This window comes from Caecibacter sp. AF58-12pH5A (assembly GCF_027681725.1).
GTDB lineage: Bacteria > Bacillota > Negativicutes > Veillonellales > Megasphaeraceae > Megasphaera > Megasphaera hominis.
Genome location: NZ_JAQDBC010000003.1, coordinates 81888 through 100390 on the forward strand (window position 1 = coordinate 81888; position 18503 = coordinate 100390).

Genomic DNA, 18503 nt, shown 5'->3' on the forward strand with positions numbered 1-18503 from the left:
CTTATTCTCCGCATACCCGGTATGTGCCACAGCCTTTTACTTCTACGACATCGCCGTCATGGAGCTGCTTTCTTTTCACCTGGCACAGTTCGCCGTTGACAAAGATTTTCTTATCATCCAAAAACATGCGGATCTGTCCGCCCGTGGCAATCACATCGGCTAATTTTAAAAGTTGGTCTAACTGAATCATATCTGTTTTTATTTTAATATTCTTTATCATTTCGTCCTCATAGGTGTTACGACAAATAAACAATTATTATCATCTTTATTTTGTACCAGTACCGGTTTGTTTTCGCCTAATTTCAAGACGACGTCGTCGGCTTCACAATGTTTCAGGAGGTCGAGAAGAAGCTTTCCGTTCAAAGCGATATGGAGGGGATCCCCTATAGCCTGGCAGGGAACACTGTCGGCAATGGTACCGTAATCCGGATTCTGGCTGGTCATATTGATGCTTTCATTGGTAACCATAAAATCGATGACATTGTAGCCGGCATCTTTAGCGATGAGGGATGCCCGTTCGACGGCATTCGTAAATTCCTGGCGGTTGACCGTGGCGACACAGGAAAACTGGCTGGGAATGACGCGGTGGTAGTCGGGGAATTCACCTTCGATCAGGCGCGTCTTCATATATACGTTGGTAAAAGTTACGGCCAGAGAATTGCGCAGCAAAATGATATCGACCATTTCCGGAATATCTGTCGGCAAGTGACGGGAAATTTCGGCTAAGAGGCGGCTGGGAATGACGGCCTTAAAGGGCTGATCGACTGGTTTTTCCAGGCTGGCTGATTTGTAGGCCAGGCGGTGTGTATCTGTAGCGACCATATTGATTGTCGTACCGGATACGTCCAGGTAGGTGCCGGAGAAGATAGGGCGTACTGTGTCTGTCGAGCAGGCAAAAGCTGTGTGTTCGATTAAATCTTTTAAGGTAATGCTGTCTGTTGTGAATTGGACTTGTCCGGAGTTGACAATATCTACTTCGGAAAAGTCATCCGGGTTGATTGTCAGGCATTCGAATTTCAGTTTGCCACCCTTTAAAAGGAGCTGTGTGTCACCGTTTTGTTTGATCATTTCGATTTCGTCTCCTGGCAGGCGACGTGTCAGTTCTGTAAGATAGGGATTAGCTATATATGCTTCTCCTTTTTCTTCTATGATTCCGGGTACATGGATGCGGATTGCCATGTCGAAGCCGTTGGCTTGAAATTCAATATGTTCACTGACTGCTTTAATAAGGAACCCTGATTGTGAGTGGAGTTCCGTAGTGCTAAGCTGAGCTATTCTATGTACGGCCTGGAGGCCTTTATTGAGATCTTCCTTTTTGAGTTTCAGTTTCATGGTTGTCCCCTTTTCTACTGTGGTGAGTTTAATTGAGAAAGAGTAAAAGATCGTAATAATAGTAATAGGCGCTGTGCAATTGTGTATAAGTGGTTAAACCCCTGTATTTTCAGCTATCCACAGGTGTGTATAAATTGTGGATAACCAGAGATTATCTATCCACATTTCCACCGTTTTTCGGGGCTTGTGGAAAACTTTTTAGTTATCCACATTGTGTGCGCCTACTTATCCACGCCTGTAATCTGTGTCTTTAACTGCTCAATCATCTTACGAAAGCTTTCGTTGCTTTTAATTTCATCAGATACTTTATTGCAGGCGTGCATAACTGTCGTATGGTCACGGCCGCTAAAGGCAGTACCGATATGTGGAAAGGTATTTTCTGTCAATTCCCGGCAAAGGTACATGGCAATCTGGCGGGGAATAACGATAGATTTCGTCTTTTTCTTGCTCATCAGATCTTCATACTTTACTTTATAGAATTGGCAGACAGTCCGTGTAATTTCATCTATCGTAATATACTTCTTTTTATTATTAGTCTTTACCAGGTCCTGTAAGGCCTTTTGGGTCAGCTCCAGTGTAATGGGAGAATGGGCCTGCGAGGCCAGGAGTGTGACACGGACGAAGGCGCCTTCGAGCTCACGGATATTTTCACTGACGTTCGAAGCGATATAATCGATAGCTTCCTTTTGAAATTCGATATGCTCGGCTTCGGCGCGGCTGCGCAGAATGGCCGTACGCGTTTCCAGGTCCGGCGGGTCGATGCTGGTTACCATGCCGCCTTGGAAACGGGATCGCAGGCGGTCTTCCATTTTTTTTATATCCTGGGGCGGACGGTCGCTGGTAAATACCATTTGTTTATGGTCCTGGTAAAGCTTGTTGAAGGTATGGAAAAACTCTTCCTGTGTGTGTTCCTTGTTTTCGAGAAACTGAATATCATCGACGAGCAGTACGTCTACATTGCGGTAGCGCTGGCGGAAACTTTCCGAGCTTTTATCCTGAATGGATTGGATCAGCTCGTTGGCAAAGTCTTCACTGGTAATGCAGCGCAGGACCATGTTGGGGAAGTTTTCACGAATGCGGTGGCCAATGGCCTGCATGAGATGGGTTTTACCGAGGCCGGAGCCGCCATATATAAAGAAAGGATTATATTTCTGGGCCGGTGCTTCGGCAATCGAAAGGGCTGCTGCGTGGGCAATGCGGTTGCTGTTGCCGACGATAAACGTTTCAAAGGTATAATTGCTGTTTAATTCATCGGCTGTCGTCAAGGGTTTTACGTCGTTTTTGGGCGGTGTCAGTGGCAATGCATCCTGGACGAAAAGTTCCGGCTGTACGACTTCGATGGCTGGCGTAATAGGCGGATCTACTGCTGGTTCTGCTTCCTCCGGCTGTAATTCCGGTTCGTCTATGCCATGCGTTTCTTGTAGCAGTGCGTTCGTCGTTTTTTCGGCAGCCGTACTGACAATGGCTTCTTCTTCGCCTTCACTGCTATAGATCAGCCGGACCGTTGTCGCCTTTCCCGTTACCTGGGAAGCCGCATTTTCCAGGAGACCTGTGTATTTTTTGCTGATAAATTTACAAATAAAGAGGCCTGTCGTATCGAGAGTCAGTATATCGTTCTCATACGTATAGGGAATCAGGGCTGTTTCAAACCAGTTGTCATAAATTTGTGGAGGTATTTCCTGCTGGATTTTAGCCAGGATTCCCAGCCAAAGTGATGTCAGATCCATGCTTGCCATGTCATGCATTCCTTCCTCTTGTGGATATGTTTATAATCCCTTGTGGATAAAGTGGGTAAAATAGGGCTGAAAAAAACGGAAAGCCGATGAATATCGAATTTCCGACATAATGGAAGTTATCCACATTTTGTGGATAACTTGTGGATAACTAGGTGAATATCTTCCCGAAGATCACATTGACATTGTACATCAAAAGTGGATAATACACAAATAGAACTTGTGTTTTTACTTGTACACAGGGCTGTGGATAACTTTTTTTCGCCTCATGTAAGACCGGAAAAAATAAAATGTAAGCGGAAATGATTGACATGAGCAGTCGGATTGTCTATAATTACACTGTTATGGTGTAAATTCTATATACGTTGTATCGATACGAAGGAGGTGTCTACATTGAAACAGACATATCAGCCGAACGAACTGTGGAAAAAAAGAACCCATGGCTTCCGTGAAAGAATGAAGACCAAAGGTGGCCGCATGGTTTTGAAAAAACGCCGCATGAAAGGCAGAAAGAAGCTTTCTGCTTAATTTTTTCAGATGAACAGAAAAGTTCCACAGAGGAATTTTTCTGTTCATCTGTAATTTTTAGGAATTACAGCTTAGGAACTTACGATGTATGAATTAAATAAAGAAAAGCGGTTGCGTAAGAACCGGGAATATCAGCTTGTCTACCGCCGCGGTAAATCTTTCGTAAATCGCTTAGCCGTTTTATACGTATTGCCCCGTTCCCCGAAACAGCCGTCACGCATCGGCTTTGTTACAGGGAAAAAGATCGGCTGTGCTGTAGAACGCAACCGCTGTCGCCGGTTAATGAAGGAAGTCTACCGCTTGCATCAGGATTCCCTGCAGGACGGCTATGATGTAGTATTAATCGGACGCAGCTATTTAAAAGATGTAGGATATAAAGAAGCTGAAAAAAGTATCCTCCAGCTATTTCGCCGGGCCAATATATGGAAGAAGCGAATGCAATGAAAGCACTCTTCATTTTCGTAATACGTTTTTATCAGGTATGTGTATCTCCGCTACGGCTGCCATGTTGCCGTTTTTACCCTACGTGCTCCGCCTATGCCTTGGAAGCTGTACAGAAATACGGTGCCTTGAAAGGCGGTTATCTGGCAGTAAAGCGCATTTTAAAATGCCATCCTTTCCATAAGGGAGGTTACGATCCTGTACCTTAATAAATTAGACAGATGAAAAAGAGGCTGTCTGATTTTTTATCCTTTTTATTCGACAGGAGTTGAGTTTATTGAGCTTTTTTAGCGGAATTATGGATATATTAACAGGTTTCATGTCCGTCTGCCTCGATTATTGTTATGCCTTCACCCATATGATTGGTTACCCGAGCTATGGCATTGCAATTATTTTATTGACGATCATCATCAAGCTGATTCTGGCGCCTTTAACGGCAAAGCAGATCCATTCCATGGAAGGCATGCAGAAAATACAGCCGAAGATCAAGGAATTGCAAAAGAAATACAAAGGCGACCAGGCAAAAATGCAGGCAGCCCTGCAGAAATTATATAAGGAAGAAAAGGTCAGCCCCTTTTCAGGATGCCTGCCGATCATCATTCAGATGCCGTTCCTGATTTCTATTTTTTATGCCCTGAGGGCATATCCTTACGATCCGGCATATGAAAGCTTTTTATGGATGCCCAGCCTGGGTGCTGCCGATCCGACGTATATCATGCCTATCCTTTCCGCCATTTCTACCTTTGGCATTCAAAAGCAGATGAGCGGTACGCAGGTAGCGATGAATGATGCGCAGGCAAAGCAGCAGAAAATCATGCAGATCGTCATGCCTCTCTTCATCGGCTGGATCAGCATCAGCTTCCCTAGCGGTCTTGTTATTTACTGGGTCGTTTCCAACGTATTCCAGTGGGTACAGCAACTCATCATGTTCCGCGGCAAAAAGAAAGGAGCTAATGCATGAACAGTGTAGAAGCTACAGGCAAAACGATCGAAGATGCCGTCCGCTCTGGCCTGGTTCAATTGGGATTAACCCGTGATGAAGCTGATGTCGAAGTATTAGCTGAACCGAAAAGCGGTTTTCTCGGTCTTGGCAGCAAGCCTGCCCAAGTACGGGTAACGGCTAAGAAAGAAGCAGCCCATGTACTCTTCCGTCAGCAAGAAGAGGCGGCTGCCGCACAGGAAGTACCTGTGCCTGCTGTTGAAAAAGAAGACAGCAAGGCAGTTACAGAAGAAAAAGAAGTGGCTCCTGCCGCTACGGCTCCGGCTGCGGAAATGACAGCACCTGCTGTTGCTAACGCACCGGAAGCAGCACCGGCTGTAGCCCTTGCCGATACAGAAGAAACGAAACCCGTATACACAGCGGAAGAAGCCGCCGCTCAGGCAAAACGCTTCTTACAGGAAGTTCTTGCCAATATGGGCCTGCAAGTGATGATCGAAAAGATGATCAAGCCGGACAAGATTGTCCTCCACTTGCACGGGAAAAATCTGGGCATTCTCATCGGTAAGCACGGACAAACGCTGGATGCGCTGCAGTATCTGACGAATCTGACGATTAATCAGAGTCATGAAGGCCGTCATTTTGTCATGCTCGATGTAGAAAATTACCGCCATCGCCGTGAAGAAACGTTAAAACAGCTGGCTGTACGCCTTTCCGGGCGTATTAAGAAAAAAGGCGATAAAGTAGTTTTAGAACCGATGAACGGGTATGAACGCAAGATCATTCACGTGGCACTGCAGGATAAGGAACACGTCCGGACGGAAAGTGAAGGACAGGATCCTTACCGTCATGTAGTCATTTATTACGCAGAATAAACGCAGGATAACACCTGCAAAAAAACCCGGTGCTGGCACCGGGTTTTTTTGAAAGGAGGAACTCTTCCTATGCTCTACGATGCAACAGATACGATTGCGGCTATTACGACGCCCTTAGGCGAAAGCGGGATCGGCGCCATCCGCATTAGCGGTCCTGACGCATATACCCTGGGTGACCGTATCTTTCACAGCCAGTCCCAAACTCCCTTAGGCGAAAGACGGGACCGGTCTATCCAATACGGCACTATTGTCGATGAACAAGGCCATTGCATAGATGAAGTATTGGCCCTGATCATGAAGGGCCCTCATTCCTATACGGCTGAGGATGTACTCGAAATTCAATGTCATGGCGGCCGTCAGTCCTTGGCTGCTATTTTAGCGCTTATTTTGCGTCAAGGTGCCCGCCTGGCCAATCCCGGTGAGTTTACGGAACGGGCCTTTGTCAACGGCCGTATTGACCTGGCCCAGGCAGAGGCCGTGATGGATGTCATTCAGGCGAAAAGCAAAGCCGGTCTTACCAGTGCCGTAAGCCAGCTGGAGGGCCGCCTTTCCCAGGCCGTCCGGTCTGTGCGTCAGGAACTGACCGAACTGATTACGCGCCTGGAAGTCATGATCGATTACCCGGAAGAAGATTTGGAAGATATTGTCGTACCTGATGTCAGTGCAGCCCTGCAGACGATGCAGGAGAAAATCCAGGCCATGCTGGAAAACTCCCAAAGTGGCAAAATGATCCGCGATGGCGTCGTTGCAGCCATTGCCGGCGTGCCCAATGCCGGTAAATCGAGCCTCCTGAACCGCTTTTTGCAGGAAGAACGGGCCATCGTTACAGATGTACCGGGGACGACGCGGGACGTACTGGAAGAATGGATCGTCCTCCAGGGCGTACCTGTTTGTCTCGTCGATACAGCCGGGATCAGGCAAACGGAAGATACTGTCGAAAAGATAGGTGTCGACCGGGCCCGGAAATATCTGGACCGGGCCGATATCGTCATGGTAGTCATTGACGGCTCCCGGGCCCTGACGGAAGAAGACCGTCAGATCCTCGCCTCGGTAAAGGGCAAAAAAGCCATTATCGTCTTAAATAAAGAAGACCTGCAAAAAGAAGTGACCGTCTCTGACCTGACGGACTACGGCTTCCCTGTATGTCCTATTTCAGCCAATACAGGCGCCGGTATGGATGCATTAAAAGAGCGCCTGCTCCAGGAAGTCCTGGCCCACGGCCTGATGGACGGCCAGAGTGCCCTCCTGACCAATACGCGGCATATCGAGCTGGTGCGGCAAAGTGCAGCCGCCTTGACACGGGCCCAGGAATCCCTGGCCGCCGGCATGCCTCTCGATTGTGCTGTCGTCGATATTCGCGAAGCCTGGGACCTTTTGGGATCCATTACGGGGGAAACGGTTCATGCCGATATTGTAGAAGAAATATTCAGCCGTTTTTGTTTGGGAAAATAATACGAGTTCATACATTACGCAAAGGAAGGAATTTCCATGTTTGTCATAGATACATACGATGTCATCGTCATTGGTGCCGGCCATGCCGGCTGTGAAGCGGCCCTGGCCAGTGCCCGTTTGGGAGCTAAAACACTGATGGCCACGCTTAACCTGGATAATATTGCCCTCATGCCCTGTAATCCGGCCGTTGGCGGCCCCGGTAAGAGCCACTTAGTGCGGGAAATCGACGCCTTAGGCGGACAAATGGGCATCAATACGGACTGGACATGCCTGCAAATGCGCATGCTCAATACAGGCAAAGGGCCGGCTGTGTATTCCTTGCGGGCCCAGTCGGATAAAAAGCTCTATCAGATGACCATGACGAAAACCTTGGAAAATCAGGAAAATCTCGATGTACGCCAGCTCATGGTGACGGACCTCCTCATCGAAGATGGCAAGGTAACGGGCATCCGTACGGAATTAGGTGAAGTATATAAGGCGGCCTGTGTCATTTTGGCGACCGGTACGTACTTAAAGGGGAAAATCATCATTGGCGAGTGCACCTACTCCGGCGGCCCGGTAGGACAGCGGTCGGCTGAAGACCTGTCGGCTTCCCTGCTCGGGGCAGGCCTCCATCTCATGCGCTTTAAAACCGGTACGCCTGCCCGCGTCGACCGGCGGACCTTGCGGACGGAGGAAATGACCATTCAAGAAGGCGATACAGACGGTCACGCCTTTTCCTTTATGTCGGAACGGGAAAACCGCAACAAGGAATGCTGCTGGCTGACCTTTACGAATGAAGAAACACACCGCATCATCCGGGAAAATCTGGACCGGGCACCTATGTGTAATGGTACGATTGAAGGCATTGGCCCGCGCTACTGCCCTTCTATCGAATCGAAAATCGTCCGCTTTGCCGACAAGAAACGGCATCAGCTCTTTATTGAACCGGAAGGAGAAGCGACGGAAGAAATGTACGTCCAGGGCATGAGTACGAGTATGCCAATTGATGTGCAGTATGAATTTTTGCATACCATTCCGGGCCTGGAAGACGTGCGCATTATGCGTCCGGGCTATGCCATTGAATACGATTGCCTTGACCCCTTGCAGCTGACCCCGGCCTTGGAAACAAAGCAGGTCAGCGGCCTCTTTTCCGCCGGCCAGTCCAATGGGACCAGCGGTTATGAAGAAGCTGCCGCCCAGGGACTCATGGCCGGTATTAATGCAGCCCGCAAGGTCCAGGGAAAAGAACCGTTTATTTTAACGCGTGCCGAAGCGTATATCGGCGTACTGATTGATGATCTGGTCACAAAGGGTACGGAAGAACCATACCGCATGATGACCAGCCGCAGTGAATACCGTCTCATCCTGCGTCAGGATAATGCAGACCTGCGCCTCACCCAGAAGGGCTACGACCTGGGTCTCGTAAGCCAGGCACGCTACGACCGCTTTTGCGCCAAAAAAAAGGCTATTGCCGACGGCATAGCTGCGCTGCGGGCCATTTCTATTACGCCCAGCAAGGCCATGGGAGAAAAGCTGCAGGCCTTGGGGACAGCACCGGTACATACTGGGCTTACGGCCTATGAACTGCTGCGCCGCCAGGAATTGACCTATGACCGGCTGCAGACAGTCTTCGAGCTGCCCGATCTGAATGCTGATGTAAAAGAAGAAATCGAAATCATGATCAAATATGAAGGCTATATTAACCGCCAGCTGGAACAGGTAGAAAAAATGAACCGGCTGGAACAAAAACTCATGCCGGATACTATCGTGTATGCAGATATCGATACGCTGTCTGCCGAAGCGCGGCAGAAGCTCGATGCTATCCGTCCCCGTTCCCTCGGCCAGGCCAGCCGTATTTCCGGTGTTTCTCCGGCCGATATTACGGCACTGCTCATCGTGCTGGAACAAAACAAGCGGGAGGGCAATCATGTTTCGTAATGAATTGACTGCCGTTCTGACGGCTATGCATATTTCCCTGAGCGAGCAGCAGCTCAGCCAGTTCTGCCGCTTTGAAGAACTCCTTTTGGAAACGAACAAGGTCATGAACCTGACGGCCATTACAGAACCCAAAGAAGTAGCGGTCAAGCACATGGCAGACAGCCTTTCCTGCTATGGGGACGCGTATTTTCCTAAGGGCGCTGCCTGCCTCGATTTAGGCACTGGCGCCGGTTTTCCCGGTATTCCCCTGCTCATTTACCGGCCGGACCTGCGCATGACTTTTTTCGATTCCCTGCAAAAAAGGCTGCGTTTCCTGGAACAGGTCACGACAGAACTAACGCTGACAGGAGCTGTATTTCTCCACGGCCGGGCTGAAGAAAAAGCCCATGACAAGACCTACCGGGAACAGTTCGATGTCGTTACCAGCCGGGCCGTTGCGCGCCTCAATATTCTCTGCGAATGGGCACTGCCCTATGTGCGTACAGGCGGTGTTTTCATTGCCCTTAAGGGGGCACAATATGAAGAGGAAATCAAAGAAGCCGGCCATGCTCTGGCTGTGCTAGGAGGGACCCTGGAAGCTGTGCGTCCTGTGACCTTGCCGGGGCTTACAGATAAGCGGGCTGTCCTCTACATCCGCAAGAACGCCAAGAGTCCCTTAAAATATCCGCGCAAGCCTACACTGGCTGCCAAAAATCCGTTATAATGGAGCTGAATTCATATTTTTCAGCCTATAGAAAGGGTGTGTCAGCATGTCTCTTAAAAAATCTATTCTGGTCCTGCTTACAGCCTGCTTTACCCTGGGTACGGCGGCCGCCATGGCAGCTGCACCGGAAATCAATGCACAGTCGGCCTGTGTCATTGATGCCAATACGGGGAAAGAATTATACGCCAAGGATGCAGATCACCGCATGTATCCCGGTGGTACGACTATGATTATGACCAGTCTGCTCGGTGTAGAATCGGGGAAACTGGATCAGCCTCTTACGATTGCTCCGGCTTCCCAGCAGCTGCCTGGCGATGTCAGCAAGCTGGGCCTTTATGCCGGTGATAAAGTGACCTTGCGTCATGCCCTGACCGGTATGATGACCGTCGGTGGCTGTGATGCGGCCATAGACGCAGCCGTAACGGTAGCGCCGACAGAAGCTGATTTTGTGCAGCAAATGAATGCCAAGGCTGCCGCCTTAGGCGCGACAGGCACGCATTTTACCAATCCTACCGGCCTGCCTGATGCCAAGCACTATTCGACAGCCCGCGATTTGGCGAAAATCGCAGCCTATGCGATGCAGTCCTCTGATTTCCGCGGCCTTGTAAACCACACGTCCTACGATATGCCCTATATCGATAGCGGGACCAAGCATTGTGAAACGACCAATGGGTTCCTGACCAGTGGCTTTAGCGGTGCTAACGGTGTCAAAACGGGCGTGACGAACGAAGGCGGTCCTTGCCTCGTCGCTTCGGCCACGCGTGATGGCCATACTCTCGTCGTTTCGATACTCAATTCGCAGAGCCGTTCTGCCGATGCCCAAAGCTTGCTCACGTATGGTTTTTCGCAGTTAAAGGATACGACAGCACCGCAGACGACAGCTGCACCGGCGGCTAAGACGACGAGCCAGGCGGCTGCGGCACAAAGCGAAACTGCCGCAGCGACAGCTGCTGACCGGGATGCAGAAGAAGCCTATGTCCTGCGCAATGCACCGGCAGGACAGACCTTATCGTCTATTGCAGCTCAGCAGAGACAGGTACAGGCCCTTTCTGCTGCCAATGCCCAAGGAGCAGAGTCATAAAAATTAATTCTTGACATAAGACTCTTTCTTGCTATAATAAAAGAACATCATGAATATTCCGATACAGGACTGACGGATCAGTGGAACAACCACGTGGACTGTATCGCAGTAGTAAGCGCCGACCGTCTGGGCAAAGATATGAAAATATGCTTTGGCCAGCCGGCCGGCGCTTCTTTTTGTGCGCCTGTGTGCCGGCCGACCGCAAAGGAGAGATGGATTCAATGAAAAAGAACCGTTGGCTTATTGCGTTGTCCGCTATGGGGATTCACATCTGCATTGGCAGTGTCTATGCCTGGAGCGTCCTTACCCGCCCGATTATGGAGTCCATGGGCTTTTCCCTGAAGGAAACGACGTGGACATTCTCCCTGGCCATTTTATTCTTAGGCCTGTCAGCAGGTTTTTTAGGCAGCTTTGTCCAGAAAATCGGACCGCGCAAGTCAGGTCTTTTATCGATGGCTTTCTTCTGCAGCGGCATGTTTGGTACGGCTGCTGCCCTGTATTTCCACAGCCTGCCCCTGCTCTATATCTGCTATGGTGTCATAGGCGGCATCGGCCTGGGTACAGGCTATATTACACCTGTTTCGACACTGGTCAAATGGTTCCCCGATAACCGTGGCTTTGCTACGGGTCTGGCCATCATGGGCTTTGGTTTTGCCAGCATGATCGCCGGTCCGGTTATGCAGCTTCTGGTGCAGCACGTAGGTCTTATTCCCAACTTCCTCATCTTGGGAGCCGTTTATATGACCATTATGACAGCTTCTTCGCTGTATTTGGCGCCGCCTAAAGCAGGCGAAGTGCCTCAGGCCGATCTGGCCCTGCGTCAGGCCGGGGAAAAGAAAAAGATCGTCTATGCCGATTCCCTGCCCCAGTTTACGGTCAAAGGGGCGATGAAGACGTGGCAGCTCTACACGATCTGGCTTCTCTTCTTTACCAACATTACCTGTGGTATTGCCCTCCTGGCCGTCGCCTCCCCTATGGCTCAGGAAGTCGTCGGCATGTCGCCCATGGCCGCTGCTTCCATGGTCGGTATCATCGGGTTTATGAACGGTGCCGGCCGCATCGCCTGGGCTACCGTATCGGACTACCTTGGCCGTTCGGCTACGTATGTCCTCTTCTTTGCCATTGAAATCGTCGCCTTCTGGCAGCTTTCTCAGGTGACTAATTCTTTTAGCTTCCAGGTTCTCGTATTGCTCATCATCACCTGCTATGGCGGCGGCTTCTCGTGCATGCCGGCATACCTTTCGGACCTCTTCGGCACACGGGAACTCAGTGCCATTCACGGACGTATTCTTACGGCCTGGGGCGCTGCCGGTGTCGCCGGTCCGCTGCTGCTGGCTTTGATTAAAGAAACGACGAACAGCTATGCCGTTACCTTGCAGGTCTTCTCGGCCTTCTTCGTCGGCGCTTTAGCACTGATGCTCTTCCTCAAATACCAGACCCGTCATGGCATCGTTTGCCGTGATGCGGAAGGCCTCCGTCCTGTCCGTCAGAAGGCGGAAGTGAAAGGCTAAGCTCTGTTTAACCCCTATCCCCCGTGGCAGTATGGTACTGCCTGGGGGATTTTTTTGTCCCGGTATATCGTAGTTAGATGGATGATTGAAAATGATTGCTTTTTAAACATAGTCACTAAAAATGATTGAAAATGATTGATTATGATTATATAATAAAGGCAGATATAAGGAATGATACATAGAAAAAAGACAGGTGACGCTATGCTTACAGAAGAACGACAGGAAGAAATCGTACGCATTGTCAACGCTGGCGGTGCCGCCTCTGTACAGGAACTGGTTGATTATTTTCATATTTCAGAGGCTACCGTACGCCGGGATTTGACTGTACTGCAACAGGCTGGCCGCCTGCGCCGTGTCCATGGCGGTGCTACGGCTATCCCTTCCGATGCAGCCGGTTATGAAGCAAACATGGAAGAGTTAGAAATAAAATATGCCTTTCATTTGCCGGAAAAGCGCCGTATTGCCCAATATGCGGCAGGACAAATCGGACCGGCCGATTTCGTTTATCTCGACGCCGGCTCGACAGTGGAACAAATGGCAGATTTCCTCTCTGGCTCTACGGCGACGTTTATGACGAACAGCCTGCCCTTAGCACAGAAACTGGCCCGTAATGGCTGCCAGGTCAGGATCCTGGCAGGCCATGTCAAAGGGACGACGGCTTCCGTCGTCGGCAGTGAGGTCATACAGCTCCTGAGCCGGTATCACTTTACGAAGGGCTTTTTTGGGGCTAATGGACTGAGTCTTCATGAAGGCTGTACGACGCCGGATATTGAAGAAGCGGCTACCAAAGAAGCGGCTGTCGTTCGCTGTAATACGGCATATATCCTGGCCGATGCCAGTAAATTTGGCCTTGCTTCGCATATTACCTTTGCCGAATTACCGGATGTTACGATTATTACTGCCAAAAACGAACGCATTCAGGACTTTAGCTCGTATCAGCAGTTAACGGAGGTGCATGTACTGTGATTTACACGGTAACCTTTAATCCTTCTTTGGATTATGTTGTACGCATGAAACACTTTGAAACAGGAGCCATCAACCGGGCTGAACAGGAAATGATCTACCCGGGCGGCAAGGGCATCAACGTGGCCCTGGTCCTGGGCAACCTGCATATTCCGGCCCGGATTCTGGGCTTTACGGCCGGCTTTACCGGCCAGGAGATCGTCCGGCTTTGCAAAGAGAACGGCGGCGATTGTGATTTTATTACGCTCGATCAGGGAAATTCCCGCATCAATTTGAAAATCAGTGCTGCCGATGAAACGGCTGTCAACGGTATGGGACCGGACATACCGGAAGCTAAGCTGCAGCTCCTGTGGGAAAAAATACAGACCTTAGAGGCCGGCGATACGCTGGTTTTGGCCGGCAGTATCCCATCTGTCCTGCCAGGCGACATGTATGAAGCTATCATGAAGCGGCTTCAGGGACGGCAGATCCGCGTTGTCGTCGATGCGACAGGTGATCTTCTGCGCAATGTCATTGCCTATCATCCCTTCCTGATCAAACCGAATCAATTTGAATTAGGCGAACTCTTCAGTGTAATCCTGCATACAGATGAAGAAATCATTACCTGTGGCAAACGGCTCCAGTCTATGGGGGCCCGCAACGTACTCGTGTCATTAGGTGAAGCCGGAGCCTTGCTCATCGGTGAAGATGGACAGGTGTACCGCCGCGAAGCACCACAGGGCAAGATGGTCAACTCCGTCGGTGCCGGAGACAGTATGGTTGCCGGTTTCCTGGCAGGCTATGAATCGTCTGGCGGCAATTTGGAAGAAGCATTAAAATTGGGCTTGTGTGCCGGCAGTGCCACAGCCTTTCAGGAATGGCTGGCTACAGAGCAGGAAATCCGTGCTCTCTATAAAACGTTATAGATACTCGTAGGAAAGTGAGGGGAAATCCCGTGCGTATTGCAGATTTATTAAAACTCGACAGTATTGATCTCCAGGCACAGGCCGTCAACAAAGAGGCAGCCATTGATCACCTCGTAGACCTGATGGCTAAGGGTGGTCATTTGCGGGATGTCAGTGCCTATAAGGCCGGCGTACTGGCCCGTGAAGCAGAAGGCAGTACGGGCATTGGCGAAGGAATCGCCATTCCGCATGCCAAGACCGATGCCGTACAAAATCCCGGCCTGGCTTCCATGATCGTCCGTGGCGGTGTCGATTATGAAAGCCTCGACGAAGAACCGGCGTATCTCTTCTTCATGATTGCCGCTCCGGCTGACGGGGCAGATATTCATTTGGAAGTATTGAGCCGTTTGAGCCGTATGCTCATGGACGATGACTTTCGCGACCGCCTGATGCAGGCTGCGTCGCCGCAGGAATATTTAGCGGTTATCAATGAGGCGGAAGCAGCGCAGCTGGCCGAAGAGGAAGCCGAAGAGGAAGCCGAAGCGGCGGAAGCAGCGGCAGCACAGGCAGCACCTGTGCCGGCGGCACCTGAGACAGAAACAGAAAAGCCCTACGTCATTGGCGTAACGGCGTGCCCGACGGGCATTGCCCACACGTATATGGCAGCCGAAGCACTGGAAAATAAAGCTCAGGAAATGGGCGTTGAAATTAAAATTGAAACGAATGGTTCCGGCGGCGCCAAGCATGTCCTCACAGCCGCCGATATTCAGCGGGCTGCCGGCGTTATCGTCGCAGCCGATAAGGATGTGGCAACGGACCGCTTTGATGGCAAGCCCGTTCTCTTTGTAAAAGTGGCTGCCGGTATTAAAGAACCGGAGCATCTCATTCAGCAGGTACTCGATGGCAATGTACCGGTCTTTCACAGTACGCACGCCGCTGCGAGCAATGCGCCAGCCGCCGCAGGCGGTGAAAGTGCCGGCCGGCAGATTTATAAACACCTGATGAATGGCGTTTCTCACATGCTCCCCTTCGTCATTGGCGGCGGGATTCTCATTGCCCTGGCCTTTCTCTTTGATATGGGCAACGCAGGGTCGGGCAACTTTGGTTCCGGCACGCCGCTGGCAGCCTTTTTAAAGACCGTCGGTGGTCTTTCCTTCAGCATGATGATGCCGATCCTGGCCGGCTACATTGCCGTCAGTATTGGTGAACGGCCGGCCCTCATGCCGGGCATCGTCGGCGGTTTCCTGGCGACGCAAGGCGGTTCCGGTTTCTTCGGTGCTCTCTTTGCCGGGTTTATTGCGGGCTATGTAGTCGTCTTATTGAAAAAGGTCTTTGCCCGCCTGCCCCAGTCCTTGGAAGGGACTAAGCCGGTCCTCCTTTATCCGGTCTTAGGGCTGATCCTCATTGGCGTCATCATGATCTACATCATCAATCCGCCTATGGCCATCTTCAATCAGTGGCTCTCTGACGCACTGAACTCCATGTCGACGTCAAGCCGGATTATTCTCGGCTTTATCCTCGGTGGCATGATGTCTATCGACTTTGGCGGGCCTATCAATAAGGCTGCGTATGTCTTTGGTACGGCTTCGCTCATGAGTGCATCCGGCGCGGCTGTCAGCTCAGGTATCATGGCTTCTGTTATGGTCGGCGGCATGGTACCGCCGCTGGCTATTTCCCTGGCCATGCTGCTCTTCAAGGGAAAATTTACGCCTAAAGAACGGCAGTCGACGATTACCAACTTTATTATGGGCCTTTCCTTCATTACAGAAGGGGCCATTCCCTTTGCGGCCTCTGACCCGTTACATGTCATTCCTTCCTGTGCCATTGGCGCAGCCGTAGCCGGTGCGCTTTCCATGCTCTTCGGCTGCACCCTGCCGGCGCCGCATGGCGGGATCTTCGTCTTTGGCGTCGTTCACAATTGGCCCATGTACTTAGCGGCCCTGGCTATTGGCACGGTCGTTGCGGCCGTTCTCTTGGGCCTTATACGCAAAGCCCAGCCGCAGGAATAAGATCCTTCTCTTGCGATTCTGCTGTACGTAACGTACACTATATATATACGTATCATCACATTTAAAGGAGGAACTATCATGAAAGAATTTACGTTTACTATTACAGATCCCCAAGGTATTCATGCCCGTCCGGCAGGCCTGCTCGTAAAAGAAGCAAAAAAATATGCTTCTACCCTGACTATCTTAAAGGGGACCAAGAAAGGCGATCTGAAGAAGATCTTTACCGTCATGGGCTTAGGTGTTAAACAGGGCGAAACCGTAACCGTTCAGGCACAAGGTGCTGATGAAGACGCTGCCGCTGCCGCTATGGAAGCCTTTTTGAAGGAAAATTTCTAAGTTATCACCATATGGGGAGAATTGCCAGGGCGATTCTCCCCTGTCTTTCAAAGGAGGTTCCCATGTTAGTACTCAAAGGAAAAAGTGTCAATACGGGCATTACCATTGGGCCGCTGGCACTGTTTCATCGCAATACTATTTCTACGGCAGAACGTAAAGTCGAAGATGTAGCAGCAGAAATCGACCGTTTCCAGGCAGCCCGGGAAGCGGCTATCCGCCAGCTCCAGGCCCTGTATGAAAAGGCCCTGGCAAAAGTCGGCGAAGAACAGGCAGCCGTATTTGAAGTACATCAGATGATGCTCGAAGATGATGATTACATCGATTCTATCGTCAGCCAGATTGAAGAAAAACAGTGCAATGCCGAAGCGGCCGTTGAGAATACGGCCCAGCAGTTTGCCACTATGTTCCGGGAAATGGATGATGCGTATATGCAGGCCCGGGCCGCAGATGTGCTGGATATATCCCGCCGGGTAGAACAGGAATTGTGCGGCGGCCAGGGGATTGATTTCAGTAAATACGATGAAGTGATTATTGCTGCCGATGATCTGGCTCCCAGTGAAACGATGCAGCTCGATACGGATAAAATCTTGGGCTTTATCACTTCAGGCGGCAGTGCCAACTCCCACACGGCCATCCTGGCCCGTACACTGGGCATTGCGGCTATTGTCAATACGGGGACACAGCTCCATCAGGACGTAGATGGCCTGTTGGCCATTGTCGATGGTACGACCGGTACGGTCTATATTAATCCCGATGCGGAAACACTCGCCCGGATGCAACAGGCTCAAAAGGAAGAAGAAGATCGCCGTAAGAGGCTGGAATTGGTCCGCGGCCTGCCTTCGGCAACCAAAGACGGCAAGACCGTAGAAATTTTTGCCAACATTGGCAATCCGGATAACCTGCCACAGGTACTGGCCAACGATGCCGAAGGCATTGGCCTCTTCCGCAGTGAATTCCTCTACCTGGGCCGGACGGACTATCCGACAGAAGAGGAACAGTTCGAAGCATATAAAAAGACGGTCCAGGCCTTGCCCAGCAAAAAGGTTGTCATCCGGACACTCGATATTGGTGCCGATAAGAAAGTCGATTATTTTAATCTGGCAGAAGAAGAAAATCCGGCCCTGGGCATGCGGGCAATCCGTATTTGCCTGACCCGTCCGGAACTCTTCAAGACCCAGCTCCGGGCACTGTGCCGGGCATCGGCCTTTGGCAAGATAGCCGTCATGTTCCCCATGATCATTTCGGTCAAGGAAATACGGCGGGCTAAGGAACTGTTGCAGGAAGTGCGCCAGGATCTGGATCGCCGGGGTATTGCCTATGATAAAGACATGGAAATCGGTATCATGATTGAAACGCCGGCAGCGGCTATTATGAGTGACGACCTGGCCAAGGAAGTCGATTTCTTCAGTATTGGCTCCAATGATCTGACCCAGTATACACTGGCCATTGACCGGCAGCAGACCCAGCTGGATTCGTTCTTTGATGCGCACCATCCGGCCGTTCTGCGTCTCATCGGCCAGACCATTGCCAATGGCCACCAGGCCGGCATTTGGGTAGGTATTTGCGGTGAACTCGGTGCAGACCTGAGCCTGACCGAAACATTCCTGCGCATGGGTGTAGACGAGTTGTCCGTGAGCCCCCAGTCGGTCCTGCCCTTGCGGGATACAGTACGCTCCCTTGATTTAAGCAAATAAGACGGATGTATTTGTCAAGACGCTCTGCCTTTGGGCAGGGCGTCTTTTTAGAAACACCCTGCTTGTTTCACGTGAAACATTCTGGGGAAAATAGATTTTTCAGC

The 18503-nt window shown here is 50.7% G+C and carries 18 protein-coding genes and 1 riboswitch; of the genes, 15 read left to right on the forward strand and 3 right to left on the reverse strand.

The features are described from left to right. Nucleotide 1: 1 nt before the first annotated feature. From PGX44_RS02665 to dnaA, 3 genes are all read right to left on the reverse strand, one after another. The gene (locus PGX44_RS02665) at nt 2-220 is read right to left on the reverse strand and encodes an RNA-binding S4 domain-containing protein (RefSeq protein ID WP_498854147.1); all 219 of its coding nucleotides are present in this window, start codon (nt 218-220) and stop codon (nt 2-4) included. Beyond that, entirely contained in the window at nt 217-1332 is a 1116-nt protein-coding gene (gene dnaN / locus PGX44_RS02670; protein ID WP_498854148.1) for a DNA polymerase III subunit beta, read from the reverse strand. Before dnaN ends, PGX44_RS02665 begins: the two co-directional genes overlap by 4 nt. Before the next feature lie 221 nt (nt 1333-1553). After that, nucleotides 1554-3068, reverse strand: coding sequence for a chromosomal replication initiator protein DnaA (gene dnaA / locus PGX44_RS02675; RefSeq protein WP_498854149.1), 1515 nt, complete (start codon nt 3066-3068; stop codon nt 1554-1556). 390 nt (nt 3069-3458) lie between these two features. Between dnaA and rpmH the strand changes: the two genes are divergently transcribed. The 15 genes from rpmH (at nt 3459) to ptsP (ending at nt 18399) form a co-directional block, all read left to right on the forward strand. Beyond that, complete coding sequence (gene rpmH / locus PGX44_RS02680) at nt 3459-3593, forward strand: 50S ribosomal protein L34 (RefSeq protein WP_186502493.1); 135 nt, start codon at nt 3459-3461, stop codon at nt 3591-3593. Between the two features lie 84 nt (nt 3594-3677). Further along, nucleotides 3678-4037, forward strand: coding sequence for a ribonuclease P protein component (gene rnpA, locus PGX44_RS02685; protein ID WP_498854150.1), 360 nt, complete (start codon nt 3678-3680; stop codon nt 4035-4037). Then, on the forward strand, nt 4034-4243 hold the full coding sequence (yidD, locus tag PGX44_RS02690) for a membrane protein insertion efficiency factor YidD (protein ID WP_186502537.1): 210 nt from the start codon (nt 4034-4036) through the stop codon (nt 4241-4243). The genes rnpA and yidD overlap by 4 nt, the downstream gene beginning before the upstream one ends. 89 nt (nt 4244-4332) lie before the next feature. Next, on the forward strand, nt 4333-4995 hold the full coding sequence (locus tag PGX44_RS02695) for a YidC/Oxa1 family membrane protein insertase (RefSeq protein ID WP_186502491.1): 663 nt from the start codon (nt 4333-4335) through the stop codon (nt 4993-4995). Next, complete coding sequence (gene jag, locus PGX44_RS02700; RefSeq protein WP_498854151.1) at nt 4992-5846, forward strand: RNA-binding cell elongation regulator Jag/EloR; 855 nt, start codon at nt 4992-4994, stop codon at nt 5844-5846. The genes PGX44_RS02695 and jag overlap by 4 nt, the downstream gene beginning before the upstream one ends. A 69-nt stretch (nt 5847-5915) precedes the next feature. Beyond that, the gene (mnmE, locus tag PGX44_RS02705; protein ID WP_498854152.1) at nt 5916-7298 is read left to right on the forward strand and encodes a tRNA uridine-5-carboxymethylaminomethyl(34) synthesis GTPase MnmE; all 1383 of its coding nucleotides are present in this window, start codon (nt 5916-5918) and stop codon (nt 7296-7298) included. Between the two features lie 36 nt (nt 7299-7334). Beyond that, nucleotides 7335-9218 (forward strand): tRNA uridine-5-carboxymethylaminomethyl(34) synthesis enzyme MnmG, encoded by a 1884-nt coding sequence (gene mnmG, locus PGX44_RS02710; RefSeq protein WP_498854153.1) that lies wholly within the window; start codon nt 7335-7337, stop codon nt 9216-9218. Continuing rightward, nucleotides 9208-9921, forward strand: a complete 714-nt coding sequence (rsmG, locus tag PGX44_RS02715) for a 16S rRNA (guanine(527)-N(7))-methyltransferase RsmG (RefSeq protein ID WP_498854154.1) — start codon at nt 9208-9210, stop codon at nt 9919-9921. The genes mnmG and rsmG overlap by 11 nt, the downstream gene beginning before the upstream one ends. A gap of 46 nt (nt 9922-9967) precedes the next feature. Beyond that, nucleotides 9968-11002 carry a D-alanyl-D-alanine carboxypeptidase family protein gene (locus tag PGX44_RS02720; RefSeq protein WP_498854155.1) on the forward strand — a complete coding sequence of 345 codons (1035 nt, stop codon included), beginning with the start codon at nt 9968-9970 and terminating at the stop codon, nt 11000-11002. 55 nt (nt 11003-11057) lie between these two features. Beyond that, nucleotides 11058-11141: riboswitch (ZMP/ZTP riboswitch) on the forward strand. Nucleotides 11142-11223: 82 nt separating this feature from the next. Continuing rightward, complete coding sequence (locus PGX44_RS02725; RefSeq protein WP_498854156.1) at nt 11224-12513, forward strand: L-lactate MFS transporter; 1290 nt, start codon at nt 11224-11226, stop codon at nt 12511-12513. Nucleotides 12514-12684: 171 nt separating this feature from the next. Then, complete coding sequence (locus tag PGX44_RS02730) at nt 12685-13479, forward strand: DeoR/GlpR family DNA-binding transcription regulator (RefSeq protein WP_498854157.1); 795 nt, start codon at nt 12685-12687, stop codon at nt 13477-13479. Continuing rightward, nucleotides 13476-14381 carry a 1-phosphofructokinase gene (pfkB, locus tag PGX44_RS02735; protein WP_498854158.1) on the forward strand — a complete coding sequence of 302 codons (906 nt, stop codon included), beginning with the start codon at nt 13476-13478 and terminating at the stop codon, nt 14379-14381. The genes PGX44_RS02730 and pfkB overlap by 4 nt, the downstream gene beginning before the upstream one ends. Before the next feature lie 29 nt (nt 14382-14410). Then, nucleotides 14411-16369, forward strand: a complete 1959-nt coding sequence (locus tag PGX44_RS02740) for a PTS fructose transporter subunit IIABC (protein WP_498854159.1) — start codon at nt 14411-14413, stop codon at nt 16367-16369. A 78-nt stretch (nt 16370-16447) separates the two neighbouring features. Next, on the forward strand, nt 16448-16705 hold the full coding sequence (locus tag PGX44_RS02745) for an HPr family phosphocarrier protein (RefSeq protein WP_289000987.1): 258 nt from the start codon (nt 16448-16450) through the stop codon (nt 16703-16705). A 62-nt stretch (nt 16706-16767) separates the two neighbouring features. Beyond that, entirely contained in the window at nt 16768-18399 is a 1632-nt protein-coding gene (gene ptsP / locus PGX44_RS02750) for a phosphoenolpyruvate--protein phosphotransferase (RefSeq protein ID WP_498854160.1), read from the forward strand. Nucleotides 18400-18503: the final 104 nt, after the last annotated feature.